18 protein-coding genes, 1 other RNA gene and 2 pseudogenes are annotated in these 19241 nt (G+C 57.7%); 13 read left to right on the top strand and 8 right to left on the bottom strand.

All coding sequences use genetic code 11. The features are described 5' to 3' along the window. Positions 1-53: 53 nt before the first annotated feature. The 4 genes from OQH67_RS11675 to aroA all read right to left on the bottom strand — a co-directional run bounded on the left by OQH67_RS11675 (position 54) and on the right by aroA (position 5274). The gene (locus OQH67_RS11675) at positions 54-1007 is read right to left on the bottom strand and encodes a PfkB family carbohydrate kinase (RefSeq protein WP_215433800.1); all 954 of its coding nucleotides are present in this window, start codon (positions 1005-1007) and stop codon (positions 54-56) included. A gap of 124 nt (positions 1008-1131) precedes the next feature. Next, a complete protein-coding gene (locus tag OQH67_RS11670) occupies positions 1132-2292 on the bottom strand; it encodes an iron-containing alcohol dehydrogenase (RefSeq protein ID WP_067570411.1) in 1161 nt (386 codons plus the stop codon). A gap of 101 nt (positions 2293-2393) precedes the next feature. Continuing rightward, positions 2394-3677 (bottom strand): hypothetical protein, encoded by a 1284-nt coding sequence (locus OQH67_RS11665; protein ID WP_215433802.1) that lies wholly within the window; start codon positions 3675-3677, stop codon positions 2394-2396. Positions 3678-3963: 286 nt separating this feature from the next. Then, a complete protein-coding gene (aroA, locus tag OQH67_RS11660) occupies positions 3964-5274 on the bottom strand; it encodes a 3-phosphoshikimate 1-carboxyvinyltransferase (RefSeq protein WP_215433803.1) in 1311 nt (436 codons plus the stop codon). Between the two features lie 664 nt (positions 5275-5938). On the opposite strand from aroA, the gene rnpB reads away from it, so the two are divergent. From rnpB to OQH67_RS13190, 6 genes are all read left to right on the top strand, one after another. Then, an RNA gene (gene rnpB, locus OQH67_RS11655) (RNase P RNA component class A) lies at positions 5939-6352 on the top strand. 139 nt (positions 6353-6491) lie between these two features. Further along, positions 6492-7769 (top strand): UDP-N-acetylglucosamine 1-carboxyvinyltransferase, encoded by a 1278-nt coding sequence (murA, locus tag OQH67_RS11650; RefSeq protein ID WP_067570337.1) that lies wholly within the window; start codon positions 6492-6494, stop codon positions 7767-7769. Positions 7770-7851: 82 nt separating this feature from the next. Further along, positions 7852-8121 carry an HU family DNA-binding protein gene (locus OQH67_RS11645; RefSeq protein ID WP_067570335.1) on the top strand — a complete coding sequence of 90 codons (270 nt, stop codon included), beginning with the start codon at positions 7852-7854 and terminating at the stop codon, positions 8119-8121. A 131-nt stretch (positions 8122-8252) separates the two neighbouring features. Further along, a complete protein-coding gene (gene aroC, locus OQH67_RS11640; RefSeq protein WP_215433805.1) occupies positions 8253-9338 on the top strand; it encodes a chorismate synthase in 1086 nt (361 codons plus the stop codon). Positions 9339-9368: 30 nt separating this feature from the next. Beyond that, entirely contained in the window at positions 9369-10265 is an 897-nt protein-coding gene (locus tag OQH67_RS11635; RefSeq protein WP_215433807.1) for a hypothetical protein, read from the top strand. A 115-nt stretch (positions 10266-10380) separates the two neighbouring features. After that, a complete protein-coding gene (locus OQH67_RS13190; RefSeq protein ID WP_215433809.1) occupies positions 10381-10656 on the top strand; it encodes a tetratricopeptide repeat protein in 276 nt (91 codons plus the stop codon). A gap of 105 nt (positions 10657-10761) precedes the next feature. Here OQH67_RS13190 and OQH67_RS11630 read toward each other — a convergent pair. Continuing rightward, positions 10762-10924 (bottom strand): annotated as a pseudogene (locus OQH67_RS11630) (tyrosine-type recombinase/integrase); the annotation flags it as partial. Between the two features lie 4 nt (positions 10925-10928). Between OQH67_RS11630 and OQH67_RS13105 the strand changes: the two are divergent. Then, a pseudogene (locus OQH67_RS13105) lies at positions 10929-11088 on the top strand (relaxase/mobilization nuclease domain-containing protein); the annotation flags it as partial. Positions 11089-11188: 100 nt separating this feature from the next. Beyond that, entirely contained in the window at positions 11189-12067 is an 879-nt protein-coding gene (locus OQH67_RS11625) for an NAD-dependent epimerase/dehydratase family protein (RefSeq protein WP_215433810.1), read from the top strand. Between the two features lie 255 nt (positions 12068-12322). Here the strand turns inward: OQH67_RS11625 and OQH67_RS11620 are convergent, their stop codons facing one another. Both OQH67_RS11620 and OQH67_RS11615 read right to left on the bottom strand, forming a co-directional pair. Beyond that, positions 12323-12886: a hypothetical protein gene (locus OQH67_RS11620; protein ID WP_215433811.1), complete on the bottom strand. Its 564-nt coding sequence runs from the start codon at positions 12884-12886 to the stop codon at positions 12323-12325. Between the two features lie 76 nt (positions 12887-12962). Next, the gene (locus OQH67_RS11615) at positions 12963-13757 is read right to left on the bottom strand and encodes a metallophosphoesterase (RefSeq protein ID WP_215433812.1); all 795 of its coding nucleotides are present in this window, start codon (positions 13755-13757) and stop codon (positions 12963-12965) included. Positions 13758-13976: 219 nt separating this feature from the next. Between OQH67_RS11615 and OQH67_RS11610 the strand changes: the two genes are divergently transcribed. Further along, positions 13977-14669 carry an iron-sulfur cluster assembly scaffold protein gene (locus tag OQH67_RS11610; protein ID WP_067573406.1) on the top strand — a complete coding sequence of 231 codons (693 nt, stop codon included), beginning with the start codon at positions 13977-13979 and terminating at the stop codon, positions 14667-14669. Between the two features lie 45 nt (positions 14670-14714). After that, the gene (locus tag OQH67_RS11605) at positions 14715-15716 is read left to right on the top strand and encodes a GGGtGRT protein (protein WP_067573408.1); all 1002 of its coding nucleotides are present in this window, start codon (positions 14715-14717) and stop codon (positions 15714-15716) included. Positions 15717-16018: 302 nt separating this feature from the next. Here OQH67_RS11605 and OQH67_RS11600 read toward each other — a convergent pair whose 3' ends face one another. Beyond that, on the bottom strand, positions 16019-16615 hold the full coding sequence (locus OQH67_RS11600) for a hypothetical protein (RefSeq protein ID WP_215433813.1): 597 nt from the start codon (positions 16613-16615) through the stop codon (positions 16019-16021). On the opposite strand from OQH67_RS11600, the gene OQH67_RS11595 reads away from it, so the two are divergent. From OQH67_RS11595 to OQH67_RS11585, 3 genes are all read left to right on the top strand, one after another. Then, positions 16614-16859: a hypothetical protein gene (locus OQH67_RS11595; protein ID WP_215433814.1), complete on the top strand. Its 246-nt coding sequence runs from the start codon at positions 16614-16616 to the stop codon at positions 16857-16859. The two genes, OQH67_RS11600 and OQH67_RS11595, sit on opposite strands and share 2 nt — an antisense overlap. A 114-nt stretch (positions 16860-16973) precedes the next feature. Then, on the top strand, positions 16974-18068 hold the full coding sequence (locus OQH67_RS11590; RefSeq protein ID WP_215434031.1) for a DNA adenine methylase: 1095 nt from the start codon (positions 16974-16976) through the stop codon (positions 18066-18068). Between the two features lie 27 nt (positions 18069-18095). Then, positions 18096-18983, top strand: coding sequence for a tyrosine recombinase (locus OQH67_RS11585; protein ID WP_215433815.1), 888 nt, complete (start codon positions 18096-18098; stop codon positions 18981-18983). Positions 18984-19241: the final 258 nt, after the last annotated feature.

Here is a 19241-nt window from a genome sequence, read left to right as displayed (position 1 = left end):
TTCAGCAGCCCCGGCGCGCCTGCCCGCGCCGGGGTTTTTCATGGCCGGAAACATTAAATCCATGAATTGCATGCGGCAGGCATGCTGCACATTTCCGTGTATTCCGCCAGGCGTTTGCGGAACGTTTCCGGAGTCATGGAAAGCAGGGCGTCCGCGGAAAAGGATTCGCACGTGAAGGAGGCGGCCACCGTGCCGTACACAATGCCGCGCTTCACGTGCTCGAAGGAGGGCAGGCCCTCCGGCAGGGTGGACAGATAGCCCGCCAGCGCGCCCAGGAACGTGTCCCCGGCCCCGGTGGGGTCCACCAGCGTTTTCAGGGGGTAGGCCGGGCAGCGGAAAATCCTGGTCCGGCCGTCCTCCCCGCGGCCGATGAGGGTGGCGCCGTATTCGCCCTGCTTCACGACGGCGTAGGAGGCTCCCCTGGAAAGCAGGAATTCCCCGGCTTCCAGAACGGTGGAGGCTGCGGCGTATTCCTTGGCCTCGTCCTCGTTCATCATGGTGATATGGGAGCGGGAGATGACGGCGTCCAGCAGTTCCGGCTGGCGCCGCAGCCATTTGTCCATGGAGTCGGAAAGCACGAGGGAGGCGTCCGGGCACTGTTCCATGCACTTGAGCTGCTGGGCGGGAACCATGCAGCAGCACACCAGCACGGGGTGGCCGCGCAGGGCGTCCGGCACGTTCACCTGCCAGTCCAGCATCACGGAATCGTTGGCGCAGACCGTCCTGCGCTTGTTCATGTTGTCGAAGTACTCCCCGGTCCAGGCAAAGGAAGGTCCCTTTTTGCGCTCCACCCCGTCCATGCACAGCCCCTTGGCGGCCAGGGCCTCCTCGTAATGAACGGGAAAATCCTCCCCGATGATGCTGACGGCATCCACCCGGTCCGTAAAAAGCAGGGCCGCTACGGCGGCGAAGGAGACGGAACCGCCCAGCACCCCTTCCGCCCGTCCGCGGGGGGTGATGATGGTGTCAATGCCGATGGTTCCGGTGACGAGGAGGGGAAGGGACATGGAGGAAAAAGGAGGGTTTGACGGAAATAAAAGAGCCGTCCGCACGGAAAGCGGACGGCCCGGATACTTGCATATTATCCTGAAGCAAGTCAATCACAAGGAAGCGGCGGCGGAATTTCCGCGCTTACGAATAGGACTTTTCCAGGATGCTCACGACGTCCGCCGTGGTGAACTTGCAGCGGTCCAGTTCAAACAGCCCTCCCATGGTGGAAAAGGCGGTTCCGGCGTATTCCTCAAACAAGTCCGGAGTGATGCCGAAGTCGGACATTTTCAGCTTGTCCACGCCGCAGGCTTCCTTGAGCTTGTTGAGGCCGTTCAGGAAACCGTCCACGGAGGGTTCCATGCCCATGGCCGCGGCCACTCTGGCGTACCGTTCCGGACAGCTGGGGGCGTAGGCTTCATGGTAGGCCCAGGAGATCATGATCAGGCCCGCTCCGTGGGGCAGGGAAGGATGGTAGGCGCTCAGGGCGTGCTCGATGGAATGTTCCGAGGTGCAGCAGGAGATGGTTTCCACAAAGCCGGAATAGGTATTGGCCAGCGCGACATAGGCCCGCGCTTCCAGGTCCTGCCCGTCGTCCACGGCGCGGGGAAGGTATTTGGCGATGTATTCGATGGCCTGGAGGGCGAACATGTCGCTCATGGGGGAGGCCACCTTCGCCATGTATCCCTCCACGGCGTGGAACAGGGCGTCAAAGCCCTGGTAGGCGGTCAATTTGGGAGGAACGGACAGCATGAGTTCCGGGTCCACGATGGACATGGTGGGGAAGGTTCCCCGGTAGCCGAAGCCGATTTTTTCCTGCGTGTCCTCCTTGGTGATGACGGTCCAGGGGTCCGCTTCCGTCCCCGTGCCCGCCGTGGTGGTGATGCAGACGATGGGCAGGGGCTGGTTGGGAATTTCAAGCCCCAGGCCAGAGCCTCCCTGGATGTAGTCCCAGTACGTTCCCGGATTGGCGGCCATCACGGCGATGCTCTTGGCGGAGTCCATGCTGCTGCCCCCGCCAAGGCCGACCACGAAGTCGCAGCCCGTTTCCTTCGCCAGGGCGGCGGCCTCCATCACGTGTTCCACCACGGGATTGGGCTGCACTTTGTCAAAGACGACGCTTTCCACACCCTGCCGTTTCAGCAGGGACTGCACGCGGTCCAGATAGCCGAGACGCCTGACGGACGTTCCGCCAATGACGACCAGGGCCTTGGAGCCGGGGAGGGGAGCCGTGCCAAGCTGGTCCAGACATCCCGCGCCAAAGAAGATCTGGGCGGGCATGAAAAATTGAAATGGCTGATACATGGCTCCCATAGTAAAACGGCGGCGCCGGACGTCAAGAATGCTCTGCGCATTCCGTGTACGCCGGCGCCGCCGCAGGACGGTATTTCCGGGATGAAGACGGTTCAGGCGTCTTCAAAAAAGTCGTCGCTCTTGGCGGGGTCCGGTTTGGGAGGCTTGGGAACGTCCGTGCCGATGGCGCCCGGATCGTCCATCTCCCGGCTCGTCGTTATCGTGGTGGAAGGAGTCCGCCGGACGGGAGGACGGGGAGCGGCGGGGCGCGGTGCCGCGGAGGGAGAGTCCGATGCGGCCATTTCATCCTCAGCGCCGGGCATCATTTTCCGCATGCTCTGGATGAGCTTGTCCCGGAGGGTTCTGATGCCCTGTTCCCGGCGGACGGGGTCCGCCGTGTTCTTGATCAGCACCATCATGTTCCGGGTGGCGTTCGCCTGGTCGCCGAGTTCAAAGCAGTCCAACTCGCAGCGCCAGCGCAGGCGGTCGAGCTGGGATAGATCCCGTTCGTCGAATTCTTCTTCCGAGGCGGAGGCGATGCGGCCCTGCATCCCGGATTTTTTACCGGAGGAAATGGCGTGGCTCACCTTGCCAAGGAGCGTTTCCATGGCGATCCGTCTGTTCCACGCCGTTCTCAATGCAGCCAGATTCCGGGTTTTCCGGTAGCCGGCGAAGAAGAGCTTTTCAAAAATTTCATCCCGGTTTTTCATGGAGTCCGGAAATGCTCGGGACGACATGCTGGCGATGCCGAGAGCTTCGCCCACTTCCGTGCCCAGCACGGACTGTTCCGCAATGCGCGCGCCGGCCCGGCCCCCGCCTCCGCCATTGTTATTCTTGGATGAAGAGGAAGGGTCCAAGAAGTCGGGATCGGAACAGGCGGAAATGTAGGCGTTCAGCAAATCCATGGCCGGCTTCTGGAATTCCGTAACGTCCAGAATTTCTTCCTCCACGCTACCTGTGGAAGTGGCCTTCATCATGTTCTCCTTCAGGCGGGCCTTGAGGACGAGAACGCCCCACTGGTATTGAAGCATCAGCCCCTTGCGGGAGTTTTTGTCCTGGTATTTCTTGGCTTCGCGGTCCATCCAGTCCTTCAGGGCGTTGGATGCGTTCTTGGCGCTTTTGCCCTGCTGGCGGTCCTTTTCCTTTTCCGCCTCCATCAGAAGCTTCTTGGACTGGATCAGCAAATCGTAGGCGGCATTGGGGTCCCGGCCTGCGGCGGTGAGCCTGCTGATAGCCGCATTGATTACTTTGGTTTCTGCGGATCTGTTCAGCGCCAGAAGGTTATCCAAATCCTTGATGACCTTCTTCTTGGCATCGTTGTCCATAACCTGCTGGGCAGAACAGAGGGAGGCGATGCCGAGGCCGCCAATGAGACAAAGAGAGACAAAAGTGTTCATATGCTTTTTTTATTATGGCGGATGAAAAGTGATCTGGCAAGAGAGAACTCGGCTTGAAACCCGGTGAAGGAGGGAAATATCCTCCTTTTTATGAAGGAATAAGGAAAGTTTTAAAACAGATTTACAAGCTCACTTTCCAGGGAAAGGGCGTTGGAGAGCGGAATGGGAAAGGAGGAAGGAAGGCCGGAGTTCTTTAATCCGGCTATCTCCCACGGTGAAATGGATGGTCAGAGGCGGCAAATGGTTAAAATGGTTAAGTGAAGCTCCCATGAACGTTTTCCGCCGTTTATGGGAGGAATTGGCTCAAATCCCGGTCAAATCCGGGGTAGGACGTATTAATGCATCCGGCATCCGTCAGGACGGTTTCTCCGCTGGCGCTGAATCCCGCCACCAGGAAGCTCATGGCGATCCGGTGGTCTCCGTAGCTGGGCAGTTCCGCACCTTTCAGAGCCGTGCCGCCGCGGACGATCATTCCGTCGTCAAATTCTTCAACAGTTGCGCCCATCGCCCGGAGGTTGGCCGCCGTGGTGGCGATCCGGTCCGTCTCCTTCACCCGCAGTTCACGGGCGTTGCGGACGACAAGATCGCCGTCCGACAAGGCTCCCGCTACGGCGAGAATGGGGATTTCATCAATCAGGTTGGGGATTTCCTCCGGCAGAAGTGCGGTACCGTGGAGGGAGCCGGCGCCGTAGATGGTGATGTCTCCGTAGGGTTCCCCGGCATCTTCCGGAGAGGTTTTCACAATGTCCATGTGTGCGCCCATGCGCCGCAGGGCGCTGATGACGGCGCAGCGGGTTTCGTTGAGGCCCACCTGGCGGAGCGTCAGACGGGAGCCGGGGCGGGTGGCGGCGGCAACCATCCAGAAGGCGGCGGAAGAAATGTCCGCCGGAACCGTCAGGTCGTGGGCGCGGGGAAGGGCGGGGCCTTCCGTGCTGACAGCCAGACCGTCCACGGAGCAGGAAACGCCGAAATGGCGGAACAGGCGTTCCGTGTGGTCGCGCGTGACGGCGGGCTGGATGACGGTGGTGGTTCCCTCGGCAAACATGCCGGCCAGCAGGATGGCGCTTTTCACCTGGGCGCTGGCCATGGGAAGGGTGTAGGAGATGGGACGGACGTGTCCCGCGTGGATGAACAGCGGAGCGCACCCGGGTTTGCTTCCGCGGGCCTCAATCCGTGCCCCCATCTGTTCCAGGGGGCTCATGATGCGGCCCATGGGGCGGGAACTCAGGGAGGCGTCCCCGAACATCTCGGAATCAAAGGGGCAGGCGGCCAGCATGCCGGCCAGCAGTCTCATGCCCGTGCCGGAATTCCCGCAGTCAATGGGACGGGAGGGAGAATGGGGCCGCATGGCCACGCCCGTGATGCGGAAGCGCACGGGGCCGCAGCCTTCCCGGCTTTCCAGCACCTCCACCCGCGCTCCCAGTTGTTCCATGGCGCGCAGGGTGTTCAAACAGTCCTCGCTGCACAGGAAGTTGTCCACTTCCGTCACTCCGTCCGCCAGGCCGCCCAGAATGGCGGCGCGGTGGGAGATGCTCTTGTCTCCGGGTACGGTCAGTACCCCTTGCAGGGAAGGAATGGAACGGGAGTAAAGGTTCATGAGCTTTTGTGTCCCGGAAGAACTACCCTGTATCGGCCTCCGAATCAAGCCAATTAGAAGGGCCGGAAGCCCGGAGCGGAATGGTGGGAGAGGAAGAAAAACCCTCTCTGCGGAGGAAACCATGCCGGAAGCCCGGCTGGGCCGCGATTCTTCCGGAGGAAAGGGGATGCGGACCAGAATGGGGATTGATTTTCCGCGGCGGGGAAGTATATTGCCGGGGTTATCGGCAGAGTCTGCCTGAAAGGAAGGAGAGAGCTTTTCAGGAGCAACAGACGAAGCTGGTTTTCATAGGTAGTAAGTTGGAGCGGTCACGGGAGGCATCCTGTGGCCGCTTTTTCCGTCCGTTTCACAGGGATTCCGGCATTCCGCCCCAGCAGGAGAGGAAGCTGAGTCTGAAGGGGCTGATGAAGAACGCTTTCCCGCCATGTTCTGCCGGGAGATGGGGACGTTCGCACACTTTCCGGATATGCGGGAATACGGGAGTTCCGGCCTTTCCGATGGAAGATGGAAACGATTTTACGGGAGGGCCGTCCGGATGGAATTTCCGGGAAACGGGATGGAGCGGAGAAAGGGCGCCAGGCCCGGAAAGGCCGGCGCTGAAAAATGCCCCGGTTTTTTCTTTGGGCTTTACCGGGCCTTCCCGAAAGCGTATGTAGTCCGTGCCGATCAGGTCCGGGTGGTCGCTGTTCCGGTTTTCGGACCGGGATAGAGGAAAGTCCGGACATTACAAGGCAGCGTGTCCCGTGAAAGCGGGAGACGGGAACCTCCCAAGGGTTCCCGGACGGAAAGTGCCACAGAAAACAAACCGCCCGGACGGGGTTTCCCCGTTCAGGCAAGGGTGAAAAGGGGAGGTAAGAGCTCACCGCTCCGAGGGCGACCAAGGAGGCATGGTAAACCCCGCGCGATGCAAGACAAACAGGGGAAGGGTAGCCTGCCCGCCGGATCCCCGGGTATTAGTCGCATCCGTTCCGTAAAACGAATGGGCGCGCGGGATGCTTAAGCATTCCGCGTGAGAAAAATGACCACACAGCCGGCATCCGCCGGCGGACAAAATCTGGCTTACAGGACCTGATCGGCCCTGATGTTTTTTTCATCGTCCGTTCCGACGCGGTTTTCCCCGGAACAAAACGTCCGGGGAATTTGTCCGCTTCCGTGGCCTGTTTGGGATTGCAAGGACGCCTCAAATGTGTAGAATCCGTCACCTAATTGCCACCACTATGGAGAAGCTTGTTGTACACGGAGGATTTACGCTCAGGGGAGCCGTCAATATCAGCGGTTCCAAAAACGCTTCCCTGCCTATTCTGGCTGCCTCCCTGCTGACGGATGAACCCGTGGTGGTGCGCCGCGTGCCGGACGTTTCCGACACCAATTTCATGGTGCAGATCATGGGCCAGCTGGGTGCGTCCGTGGAGCGTTCCAGCGGCAACGTGCGCGTGGAGGCCAAGAACCTGCATTCGGAAGCCGCCTACGAGCAGGTGCGCAAAATGCGCGCTTCCATCTGTCTTCTGGGGCCGCTGATGGCCCGCATGCAGCGGTGCGTGATTCCCCTGCCGGGCGGCTGCGTGATCGGCGACCGTCCTGTGGACCTTCACATCCGGGCCATTCAGGCCCTGGGCGCGACCGTCCAGATAGAACGCGGGAACCTGATTATTGAAGCGCCCCGCGGTCTGAAAGGGGCCACGGTGGATTTGAACGGCGACCACGGCCCCACCGTCCTGGGGACGGACAACCTGATGATGGCCGCCGTGCTGGCGGAAGGCACCACCGTCATTGAATCCGCCGCGGCGGAACCGGAAGTGGTTGACCTGGCCAATTTCCTGATCAAGATGGGAGCCAATATCCAGGGCGCCGGAACGCGCCGGATCGTTATTGAGGGGGTGGAAAAGCTCCGGGGCTGCAACCACACCGTCATTCCGGACCGGATCGAGGCCGGAACTTTCATGGTGGCGGCCGCCATGATGGGGGACGGCGTGACGCTGAGGCGCGTGTGCGAGGAGCACATGTCCGTCATTACCGGCCTGCTCCGCCAATGCGGGCACCATGTGGAGTTTAACGAACGCGGGGACACCGTCACCATCATTGCCGGAAAGATGCCGAAAAGCGGCGAAATCAAGACGGCCCCCTATCCCGGCTACCCCACGGACATGCAGGCGCAGATGACGGCCCTGTTTGCCACGACACCCGGCATTTCCGTCGTGAAAGACACTATTTTCCCGCAGCGCTTCATGCACTGCTCCGAACTGAAGCGCATGGGCGCCAACATCAAGGTGGACAACGGCACGGCAGTCATTTCCGGCGTGGACTCCCTGAGCGGCGCGCCCGTGATGGCGTCCGACCTGCGGGCGTCCGCCGCTCTGGTACTGGCGGCCCTGAAGGCGGAGGGCACCACGGAGATCCACCGCCTGTACCACATTGACCGCGGCTACGAGATGATTGACGAAAAGCTACTGGCCATCGGAGCCGCCGTGGAAAGACTGCCTGATGACGGTGATTAAAGGGCCGATTTGGCCCCGTTTTGTCCGTATTACGCATTTTTTCTTTACTGTCAGATATCCATGTGCTATTCACCGAAGTCCTATGAACAAGGCTCAACTGATCGAATTGATTCAAAAGAAGCTGGGTGCCGATACGACCAAGAAGCACGCTGAAGAAGCTCTGGCCGCTGTGCTGGAATCCATCAAGGAAGGCGTGCAGTCCGCCGGCAAGGTGCAGATCATCGGTTTCGGTACGTTTGCTACCAAGACCCGCGAAGCCCGCACCGGCCGCAACCCGAAGACCGGCAAGGCCATCGCCATCCCCGCTTCCAAGACGGTCGCTTTCAAGGCCTCTTCCAACATGAAGGGCTAAGACGGCTGCTGCCCGTAACAGGGAGCTTTCTTCTTTCAGCACTCCGGCCAACGCTGGCCGGGGTGTTTTTTATGTCCCGCGGCGGCGGCCTGCGGCTTGACCGGACGGACGGCGGCGTCTAGAATGCCGCCATGTCCAGCAATTTTGGCCAGGTGTTCCGTATATCCACGTGGGGAGAGTCCCATGGAGCCGGGGTGGGTGTGGTGATAGACGGCTGTCCGTCGCTCGTTCCGGTGACAGAGGAGGATATCCAGCGGGAACTGGACCGGCGCAGGCCGGGCCAGAGCGACATCGTGACCCCGCGCAAGGAGGAGGACCGCGCGGAAATCCTTTCCGGCGTGCTGGATGGCAGGACGCTGGGCACGCCCATCGCCATCAGCGTGCGCAACAAGGACCACCGTTCCTCCGCCTACGACGAGATGGCGCATACCTACCGCCCGTCCCATGCGGACTACACGTACGATGCCAAATACGGCATCCGCGCCTGGGCCGGAGGGGGGCGTGCCTCCGCCCGGGAAACCATCGGCCGCGTAGCTGCCGGAGCCGTGGCGAAGGCCGTGCTGAAGCAGGCGTTTCCCGATATGGAAATCATCGCCTGGGTGGACCAGGTGCACCGGGTGAAGGCCTCCGTGGACGGGGCGGCCGTAACCGCCGCCGCGGTGGAGGGCAACATCGTCCGCACGGCTGATCCCGCCGTGGCGGAAGCCATGATCTCCGCCATCAAGGAAGCGCGGGACGCGGGCAATTCCCTGGGCGGAGTGGTCAAGTGCACGGTGCGCGGCTGCCCTCCCGGACTGGGGGACCCCGTTTTCGACAAGCTGGACGCCACGCTGGCCCACGCCATGATGAGCATTCCCGCCACCAAGGCGTTCTCCGTGGGTTCCGGATTCGACGCCGCGGAAATGACCGGGTTGGAACACAACGATCCCTTCTGCATGCAGGACGGCCGCGTCCGGACAACAACCAACCATTCCGGCGGCATCCAGGGCGGCATCTCCAACGGGGAGGACATTCTGATGCGCATCGGCTTCAAGCCGACCGCCACGCTGATGATCGACCAGCAGACGGTGAACCGGGCCGGCGAGGACACGCGCCTCAAGGGCAGGGGACGCCATGACGCCTGCGTGCTGCCGCGCGCCGTCCCCATTGTGGAGGCCATGGCGTGGCTCTGCCTGTGCGACCACTACCTGCGCCAGCGCTGCCAGCGGGCACTGTAAAGGCCCGGCCGATTTTTTTCCGGATATCTCATGGATTCCTCCCTCACATTCTACCTGGTTCTGGGCGCCCTGCTGGCCGGCTTCATCGTGCTCGGCATGCTGAAGGGGATGATCAAGATGCTCCTGTTCGGCGCGGCGGTGCTCTCCGCCGTGGCGGCGTACTTCTGGCTGTCCAAATACGGATTCACGTACCTTTCCTTCATCACCAGCGATCCGCGGGAGTGGATGGTTTCCGTCCTGTCCATCGGAGGAGCGCTCGCCGTCTTCTTTGTCTTCATGCACGGCCTCTTCTGGTTCAGCGACGTATTCTCCTGGGGCCGCCGGATGGGGTTCGGCGGGGCCAAGGGAGTGGTCACCACCCTGCTGATGGCCGCCGTGGTTTGCTGGGTGGGCGTCATGTGCATCTTTTATTACGGTTCCATGGCGGAAATGACCCGCGCCCGGGAACTGGCCCTGTACCACATGGACCCGACCCGCGCCATCTCGCTACCCACCATCTACACCGTCAAGAAGGCCGTCACGGACAACCCCCATCTGGCGTGGCTGGTGAAGGTCTCTCCGGAACACGACCCGGAACGGCTCTCCCTGGCCAAGATGATCGCCTACCTGGTGACGCTCAGCCCGGAACTCTCCGACCAGCGCCGCACCCAGCTTGACTGCTACATGCCCCGCTCCCGAATCACCAGCCGCGTGCTGAGCCTCAAAAGCCTAAGTGAAGACCCGGCCATCCGCCTGCTTGTGGAAAAAGGGGACATGCAGGGGCTTTACAACGACGTGAAGCTTACCCGCTTTCTGGAAGACCAGGACGTGCGTGCCGTCCTGTCCCAATTGGACGTGGACCGGGTTCTGGGCTTCGTCACCGATACCCGCCAGCCTGCGCCCGCAGGGAATGAATACATTCCCGAAGCCACGCCGATTGAGGAATAAGCAGATCGTTTCCCCCTGCTAAATTGTTTTCATCCCCATTATCGGCTTTTCAAAGGTTTTTCCGTTGGGTAGTATTGGATGTATTCAATATTGATTTGGCAAGCTGAAGGAGGAATTGGAAAAATGGGAGCGCAAGATTGTTCTTGATCCTGACAATGACAAGGTCTATTTCAATCAGGGAGTTGTTCTGTCCGCTCTTGGAAGGAAGAAGGAAGCGCTAGAGAGTTACGACAAGGCCTTGAAGATTAATTCGAATAATGTCATAGTCTGGAACAATAAAGGTATTTTATTATCAAATTCCGGAAGGAAAGAAGAAGCTTTAAAATGTTACATTAAAGCCATCCGAATTAATGCTAATTATAAGAGCCGGGGAGTCTTATTCCCAGCGTAGCCGATTATTTACTGGTGAACTTCCTTTTCAGAATAAAGGACGCCTCTCTCCTCCTTGACGCCGGAAAGAGCTGCGTTCAAATGTAGTAGAAAGAGTAGTAAAATACTACGCAGTCAGCCGTTCCATTTCCGCTGATGCACTGTCAGAAGCGGCATGAACATCATAGCTCAGCGTCATGTCAATGTTGGAATGTCCCATGATATACTGGTAGTGCTTTCGGGTTCATTCCGGCGTTTGCCAAATTGGTACAGAACACATGGCGTAAGGTAGTGGAGTATGAAAAGCTCCAAGAGCAGCGGGAAGTCCTGTACGCTGATGATGGCAAGCTGAAAAAACAGGTCGGGGGAATATGACATTATCAAGAGAAACATTGACAATATTTTGAGGCAGGGCAGAGAGCCGGAACGGGAAAAGGAAGCAGAGCGCGGATAATCGGGGCATAGACATTTATGCCCATGGTATGATATTGCTTGAAAGATGATTTAATAGTGATAGATAAATTGGGATTGGTGAAGAAAATGGAGATAATGAAATGAATATTTTAGTTATCGGTGGAACTCGTTTAATCGGTAAGCATTTGGTATTGAGTCTGCTTTCCAATGAACACGTAGTTACCATTGCGACACGTGGAAAGTCAAAGGATAACTATGGAGATAAAGTGAATCGGATTTGTTTTGATAGAACTGATGAAAAACAAATTAAGGAGTTTTTTAAAAATTTGCAGTTTGATCTGGTGTATGATAGTCTTGCGTTTTGTTCCAATGATGTCATACGCTTATTGGAACATGTAAAATGCAAAAAATATATTGTGATATCATCTGCAGCTGTTTATAATAAGCTACATTTAGATACAAAAGAAGAAGATTTTGCTGCCGAGAATACAAAACTACTGTACTGTGAAAGAGATGATTTTCCTTATAGTAAATCCAAGCAACAAGTAGAATGCGCCCTGATAAAGAATTATGCGCGTATCCCAAGTGTCAGGGTTAGACTTCCTTTTGTAATTGGTAAAGATGATTATACGAATCGATTATATTTCTATGTCGATCATATCATTAAGCAAATACCAATTCATATAGATAATTTTGAAAGTCAACTAGCATTTGTTCGTGCAAGTGAGGCTGGTAAATTTCTTGCATATCTGGCAGACAAGGATTTCTGTGGAGCAATTCATGGGGCGAATCAAGGAACTGTATCCATAAAACAAATAGCTGAATATTGTAAACGGAAAACAGGAAAAGAAATTCTACTAAGTGATAGTGGTGAACCTGCACCATATAATGGCATTGATGAATATAGTATAAATATTGATAAGGCAACACAGCTCGATTTTTCATTCACTCCCATTGATACATGGCTATATGAATTATTAGATGAATATATTTTGAAAAGTCAGTTAACCGAATCATAGTTGATATGAGTTATCAGCAACTACCATTATGTCCACGGACATTTATGTTCGTTGCGACGCCGGAAGCAGGATTAAGCTAACTACACAGACGAACCAAAACCGACTATTCAGGGTCAAATCCCCATTCCCTCCGCCGGCTGGCCGGAAGAGTCTCCCTTAAGGCAGGATTGCCAGCTTTTTCATGTTCAACTGGCTGGATCATTCAGAAAAAGGAAAAAGACGAAAGTGTCTGTCTGCCTCCGGAATCAGGGGGCATCAAGCTCCATGGCCGCCATCGGAACGGCATGGTTTCCGGGAAAGTGATTCAGCCCCGGAATCCTCCCGGTGGATTGTCAATGTCCGCGGGTGCTGGGGGAAGGTGAAGCACCAGCCGAAGAGGCGCACGAAACGGTAGTAGAGTCCTTTATGTCTGGCACGCTGAGTGGTCATGAGGTCGTAGAAGGCCAGGTCTATCTGGCTTCTGGCGATGGGGGCGCCGTTCATTTTGGCGTGGAGCATGGCGTCGTGGAACAGGGAAGGAAGGAGCATGTCCGGCAGGGTGGCTCCCCAGGTGACGCCGTCCCACCCGTAGCCGGGACCGATGGTGAATTGCCTGCCTTCCGCTTTCATATACGTGGCCGGGTCATAGACGCTGACGGCCGTCCAATGGCCGAAGTCCGCGTTTTTTCTGCCGCTTTTCCAACTGACTGCGTTTTTGGTGACGTAGAAGGGCTTGCCTTCGTAAAGGGTTCCTTCATACCAGGAGGCCACGGCAGACGGCGCGGCGGCGGGTGCGGAGCACGATTCCAGGCAGGCGGCCGCACCTGCAATTGTCAACAAGATGTAAATATGATGTGAATAAGAGAAAGGGAGGATGTTTTTCACAGGCGGGCAGAGTTGATGGGAGTTGATTTGTTTAACGGATTTCCAGCACGATGATTTCCGGAGGACAGCAGAGGCGCAGGGGCAGCACGCTGCATCCCAGCCCCCTGGTGATCAGGAAAGGGGTGCCGTTCAAGCGGGACCAGGGATAGGTGAATTTGACTTTTTCCCGGGAGATGCAGCCCAGGGGAATGCCGCCGGGCAGGCAGATCTGGCCGCCGTGGGTGTGGGCGCTGATCACGGCGTCCGCCGTGCCGGGCTTCAGCAGGGGGAAGATGTCCGGCACATGGGAGAGCAGGATGTGGGGGATGGCCGGGGAGAGGCGCAACGGGAGTTCCTCCGGCCTGATCCTCATGTGGTAGTCGTCCCGCACGGAGGAAAGCTGGAGCTTTCTGCCGCCCGGCAGATGGAGAAGAAAGGAGTCGTTCCACATCGCGCAGATGCCGAGGTCCGTGAACATGTTTTTCCACGGCTCCCATCCGTAGTACTGGTCGTGGTTGCCCTGCACGGCAAAGATGCCCAGCGGGGCCCTGAGCATCCGGAAGTAGCCCCTCGCCTTTTCCGGGCTCATGCTGCTTTTCCGGGTGTGGCCGTTGGCATAGTCCCCCAGCAGAAAGATCATGTCCGGCCGGGCCTCCATGATTTTTTCCATATACCTGCGCGCCTGCCTGCCGCCGCGCGGGCGCAGGTGGAAGTCCCCGGCCACGGCAACCCGCAGGGGAGGGCCGGATTCCGGCCCCCACTGGGGCAGGTCCAGGGCGGCCGTGACGGTCTGCACGCGCCCCGGTTCTCCCTTCTTTCCCCACATGGTCCATGCACCGTCAATCATGAGTATTAAGACAGAGATGATTGCAAGTTTGTTGAGAAGTGGATGACGATGCCGCGTTCTCATGCAGGGAAGGGGACTGCGAACTGATTATGAGGGTTTTCTTCCGGTTTTCAATCATTCGTGTTTGCCATTCCGGGATTTGCTGATATGATCCGTGCCGCTACGAGGCGGCACTGTCCGATGACTGCAGGGCCGTCTTCATATTAACATCCTAAAACCATGCAGTTTACACACGAAATCGAACAAATGTGTTGCGTCAAGAAAGGCTGCAACCATGGTCCGGCCCCCATTCCCCAGGAAGGCAACTGGACTCAATCCAAGGAGATCACGGACATTTCCGGCCTGACCCACGGCGTGGGCTGGTGCGCTCCCCAGCAGGGCACCTGCAAGCTGACGCTGAACGTCAAGAACGGCATCGTTGAAGAAGCCCTTGTGGAAACCAGCGGCTGCTCCGGCATGACCCACTCCGCCGCCATGGCCGCGGAAATCCTGCCCGGCAAGACCGTGCTGGAAGCGATGAATACGGACCTCGTGTGCGACGCCATCAATACCGCCATGCGCGAATTGTTCCTGCAGATCGTGTACGGCCGCACCCAGAGCGCCTTTTCCGAAGGCGGCCTGCCCATCGGCGCCGGCCTTGAAGACCTCGGCAAGGGCCTGCGCTCCCAGATCGGCACCCTGTACGGCACCCGCGCCAAGGGCCCCCGCTACCTGGAAATGGCTGAAGGCTACATCACCAAGCTGGCCCTGGACGAAGACGGTGAAATCATCGGCTACGAGTTCGTGCGCATGGGCCCCATGATGGAAATGATCAAGAAGGGCATGGACGCCAACGAAGCCGTCGCCAAGTGCACGGGCAACTACGGTCGTTTCGACGAGGCCGCCAAGTACATCGATCCTCGTCACGAATGAGATTGAATTAAAAAGAGTATATCAACTTCAAGCACTATTACCATTATGCCTCTTTTCGAATCCTACGACCGCCGCATCAAGCAGATCAACGAAGCCCTGGCCAAGTACGGCATCGGTTCCATTGAAGAAGCGGAACAGCTCTGCCTTTCCAAGGGCATCAACGTCCGTGAAATCGTCAACGGAATCCAGCCGATCGCCTTTGAAAACGCCGGCTGGGCCTATGTGGTGGGCGCCGCCATCGCCATCAAGAAGGGCTGCACGAAGGCCGCCGACGCCGCTGAAGCCATCGGCGAAGGGCTCCAGTCCTTCTGCATTCCCGGCTCCGTGGCCGACGACCGCAAGGTGGGCCTGGGCCACGGCAACCTGGCCGCCATGCTCCTGCGCGACGAAACGGAATGCTTCTGCTTCCTGGCCGGCCACGAATCCTTTGCCGCCGCCGAAGGCGCCATCGGCATCGCCAAGTCCGCCAACCGCGTCCGCAAGCAGGACCTCCGCGTCTGCCTGAACGGCCTCGGCAAGGACGCCGCCTACATCATCTCCCGCATCAACGGGTTCACGTATGTGCAGACCAAGTTCGACTACGCCACGGGCAAGCTGAACATCGTGCAGGAAAAAGCCTTCTCCAAAGGACCGAAGGCCGCCGTGCGCGTGTACGGCTGCGATGACGTGCGCGAAGGCGTGGCCGTCATGTGGCATGAAGGCGTGGACGTTTCCATCACCGGCAACTCCACCAACCCCACCCGCTTCCAGCACCCGGTGGCCGGCACTTACAAGAAGGAATGCAACGAGAAGGGCAAGAAGTACTTCTCCGTGGCTTCCGGCGGCGGTACGGGCCGTACCCTGCACCCGGACAACATGGCCGCCGGCCCTGCCTCCTACGGCATGACCGATACCATGGGCCGCATGCACTCCGACGCCCAGTTCGCCGGTTCCTCTTCCGTGCCCGCCCACGTGGAAATGATGGGCCTCATCGGCATGGGCAACAACCCCATGGTCGGCGCCTCCGTGGCCGTGGCCGTGGCGATTGAAGAAGCCGCCAAGAACTAACCGTCTTTAAGGCAAACGCCTTTATATCAAGAGCCGTCCCCAGCAAGGAAGACGGCTCTTTTTTTTGTCGCAAGGGAATGCGCGTTTCAGCGGAGACGCTGATCTTTTCCCCGGTACGGGGGGAAGCATCCATCCATGAGAACCAAGGCCTCCGTTCATGGAACGGAAGATGCAAATACGCAGATAGCCGACATGTTAAAGAGGCTACAACTGTCAGTGACTTTTTGAAGGCAAAGGTCACGGCTCCCTCATCCCTGTCTCTTTCAACATGGAGCAGGAGCTTGTTCCCAAGACGTCCCCCTTCAACCGCCGATGCGGAAGCGGCCGCCGTGGTCCGACCGCGGCGGAGGCACCCTGGTAGGTTCCGGAGCGCGTCTGGGAACGACGGATGCCGGCGGCTGGACGATGCGCACCTCCGCACGCCTGCCGGAGGGAGCGATCCGTTGGGATGCCGCGGGAGAAGACACGGAAACCGGGGCTGCCACCGGGGCGGGGGGAACCTGCCTGACAGCCAGTTGTTGCTGTTCGTGGGCCTTGTAGGCCCGTTCAAAGGTCACGTCCCTCCATTCTCCCGGCTTCAGGGAATGGTCTTCCTTTTTAGGTTCGGGGGCTTTTTGCGCCAGCAGTTCCACACGTTCCCGGATTTGGGAGGCATTTTCCAGCTTGGACGCTATCCAGGAGGGATTCCAGTCGGGAAAGGACTGTTTCAGGGCTTGCAGAAGCCGAGCCGCTTTTTTACTGCTTTCCAGAGCTCCCTTGAAGTCGCCCTCCTTTTCCAGGCGGCCGGCGCGCGTGAGCGTCAAGTTGGCTTCATAAAAGTCGTCTTCCGGCCCGGAAAAGCCGGGCATGGCTGTCATGAGCATGCACGCCAGCGTGCAGGGTAGTAAACGGGTTTTCATGATTATTGAGAATATAACACGTGTTTCCGGCTTGAAAAGACCTTTCTTCAGAGGAAGGCAGGAGAACTCTTTCGGAAAAGGAGATGCCATCCATGGGATTGCCTTTCCAAAACCGCAAACAAAAAGCCGGTTCATCTACAGGAAGTCCGCGGGGCGCAGGCAGTTTTCTGTGGAACAATTGACCTTTCCGGGAAGGGTTCAAAAAGCGCATCTGCCACAGCCGGAATCCCTGATGAATACTTAAATCCCGTTCCATTTCTTATTCATCGGCTCAACTTGACGGAAAGGCCGCAGTGCCGTATGCTGGCGCGGCTTGCTTATGACCCCTAATGCGCTATTATCCGCTCTTTCGACCGAGATAGAGGAAGACCCCAGATACCTGACTGAACAGATTGTAACTTACTTGGGAAACAAGCGTTCCCTGCTGAATTTCCTGGGACGCGGACTTAAATATGTGAAGGCCCGCCTGGGGAAGGAGCAGCTCAAGGCCGGAGATTTGTTTTCCGGCAGCGGCATTGTGGCCCGCTTCCTGAAAAAACATTCGGAAGAACTGATCGTCAATGATCTGGAAGAATACAGCCGACTCGTCAACACCTGTTATCTGAGCAACTCCGGAGAAGTGGACGGCCTGGAGCTGGAAAGGCATTACAGGCGTCTGCTGCGGTATATGGAAACTCATGAATCCCCCGGTTTCATTACGGAGCTGTACGCTCCCCGGAATCCGGAACGCATCACGGCGGAAGACCGCGTTTTTTACACGCGCCGGAATGCCCTTTATCTGGATACGGCGCGCCAGACCATCAATCTGCTGCCGGAGGAAGTACGGCCGTACTTCATTGCCCCTTTGCTGGCGGAAGCCTCCATCCATGCCAATACGGCAGGCGTGTTCAAGGGATTTTACAAGGACAAGCAGGGAGTCGGAAAATTCGGCGGTTCGGGAGGAAACGCCTTGAGCCGCATTCTGGGGGACATTTCCCTGCAATTTCCCGTGTTCTCAAGGTTCGACTGCCGGTATTCCATCCATTGCCGGGACGCCAACGAGCTGGCGGAGGAATTGCCGGAGATGGACGTTGTGTACCTGGACCCCCCCTACAACCAACATCCGTACGGCTCCAACTATTTCATGCTGAATTTGCTGTCCTCCTACAAGCGGCCGGAAAAAATCAGCCGCGTTTCCGGCATTCCGAAGGACTGGAAACGCTCCACGTACAACAGCCGGCATCAGGCCACGGAATCATTGTTCCATCTGCTGGAATCCTGTCCTGCCAAATTCATTCTGCTGTCCTACAGTTCGGAAGGTTTCATCGGTTATGAGGAAATGACGGCTTTCCTGGCCAGGCTGGGACACATCGCCACGCTGGAAACGCCTTACGCCACCTTCCGGGGAAGCCGGAATTTGAAGAACCGTCCCCAGAATGTGACGGAGTTCCTGTTTCTGGTGGAACGCTTTTAAAGACGGGACAAAGAAGGAGGATTCGGCATGCAGGCTCACATAGAACGTTTCATCCGCTTTCTGGCTGCGGAAAAAGGGCTGAGCGCCGCCTACCAAGTCTCTGTCAGGCAGACCCTGGAAGAGTTTTCCCGGTTTCTGGGGGAAGGGGATGCCGACCCTTCCCGGGTGGACATAGGAAGCCTGGCAGAATTTCTCCGGCACTTGCAGTCCCGCGGCATGGCGCGCAGTTCCATGCGCGTGGAAATGGTGCATCTGCGCATTTTTTTCCGCTGGCTGGCCGGAACGGGCATCCTGGAGAAGGATCCCTCCGCATTCATGGAGATGCCGCGGCAGGGGCTGACACTGCCTCACGTGCTGGATCAGCATACCGTTTCAAAACTGCTTGAAAGTATTGACATTCAGGATATTCCACTGGGATGCAGAGACCGGGCCCTGTTGGAGATGATTTATGCCTGCGGCATGCGCGTAAGCGAGATAATCAATTGTAAATTAGAAAGTTTTGACGCAGATGAAGCATTTGTCCGGGTACGGGGGAAGGGGGACAAAACCCGGCTCGTTCCCATCGGCACGTCCGCTTTGGACGCCCTAAAGGCGTATCTGGACCACGGAAGGCCCAAACTGGTCAAACCGGGAACGAAGAGCCACATCTTCCTGACCGTCCGCGGGCGTCCATTGACCAGGGAGCGGGTGCGCCAGATTCTTCAGGAACGCGCCAGAGCCGCCGGGATCGACCAGCATGTCTTTCCGCATATCCTGCGCCATTCATTCGCCACGCATTTGCTGGAGAACGGCGCGGACCTCCGCATCATCCAGGAGATGCTGGGACATTCGGACATCGCCACCACGCAGATTTACACGCATCTGGAACAGCAACGGCTGAATTCCATCCATCACCGTTTTCATCCCAGAGGATGATGCCATTGCTGGGAACAACATTTCAACAGGGGAAGAGTTCCTGATTTTGAAATGTCGGAATATCTCCTTATCTATTTTACAGCAAACGGTTTGACGTCTATCTCCACCAGTATTTAATTTTGCATTACATATATTATGCGAAGTATTAAATAACCTTCATTTCCTCCCTGGCGCGTGTTTGCTTTTGTCCTTTCCCCTTTGCCCTTTTAGAGAAGAAAATAAAACCGGATTTGGAATCCGGAAGGTTCCTGTACGGGA

The sequence above is a fragment of the Akkermansia biwaensis genome (assembly GCF_026072915.1).
In the GTDB taxonomy this organism is placed as follows: domain Bacteria; phylum Verrucomicrobiota; class Verrucomicrobiia; order Verrucomicrobiales; family Akkermansiaceae; genus Akkermansia; species Akkermansia biwaensis.
The sequence above is the reverse complement of the archived record's forward strand: the minus strand, read 5'-3'. Positions and strand labels throughout refer to the sequence as shown.

Bases quoted from the DNA above. Each gene is read 5' to 3' on its own strand.
- OQH67_RS11665 (WP_215433802.1), bottom strand. From the start codon at position 3,677: ATGAACACTTTTGTCTCTCTTTGTCTCATTGGCGGCCTCGGCATCGCC.
- OQH67_RS11600 (WP_215433813.1), bottom strand. From the start codon at position 16,615: ATGAAAACCCGTTTACTACCCTGCACGCTGGCGTGCATGCTCATGACA.
- OQH67_RS11670 (WP_067570411.1), bottom strand. From the start codon at position 2,292: ATGTATCAGCCATTTCAATTTTTCATGCCCGCCCAGATCTTCTTTGGC.
- OQH67_RS11610 (WP_067573406.1), top strand. From the start codon at position 13,977: ATGCAGTTTACACACGAAATCGAACAAATGTGTTGCGTCAAGAAAGGC.
- OQH67_RS11675 (WP_215433800.1), bottom strand. From the start codon at position 1,007: ATGTCCCTTCCCCTCCTCGTCACCGGAACCATCGGCATTGACACCATC.
- OQH67_RS11605 (WP_067573408.1), top strand. From the start codon at position 14,715: ATGCCTCTTTTCGAATCCTACGACCGCCGCATCAAGCAGATCAACGAA.
- murA (WP_067570337.1), top strand. From the start codon at position 6,492: ATGGAGAAGCTTGTTGTACACGGAGGATTTACGCTCAGGGGAGCCGTC.
- aroC (WP_215433805.1), top strand. From the start codon at position 8,253: ATGTCCAGCAATTTTGGCCAGGTGTTCCGTATATCCACGTGGGGAGAG.
- OQH67_RS11595 (WP_215433814.1), top strand. From the start codon at position 16,614: ATGATTATTGAGAATATAACACGTGTTTCCGGCTTGAAAAGACCTTTC.
- aroA (WP_215433803.1), bottom strand. From the start codon at position 5,274: ATGAACCTTTACTCCCGTTCCATTCCTTCCCTGCAAGGGGTACTGACC.
- OQH67_RS11645 (WP_067570335.1), top strand. From the start codon at position 7,852: ATGAACAAGGCTCAACTGATCGAATTGATTCAAAAGAAGCTGGGTGCC.
- OQH67_RS11615 (WP_215433812.1), bottom strand. From the start codon at position 13,757: ATGATTGACGGTGCATGGACCATGTGGGGAAAGAAGGGAGAACCGGGG.
- OQH67_RS11625 (WP_215433810.1), top strand. From the start codon at position 11,189: ATGAATATTTTAGTTATCGGTGGAACTCGTTTAATCGGTAAGCATTTG.
- OQH67_RS11585 (WP_215433815.1), top strand. From the start codon at position 18,096: ATGCAGGCTCACATAGAACGTTTCATCCGCTTTCTGGCTGCGGAAAAA.
- OQH67_RS11635 (WP_215433807.1), top strand. From the start codon at position 9,369: ATGGATTCCTCCCTCACATTCTACCTGGTTCTGGGCGCCCTGCTGGCC.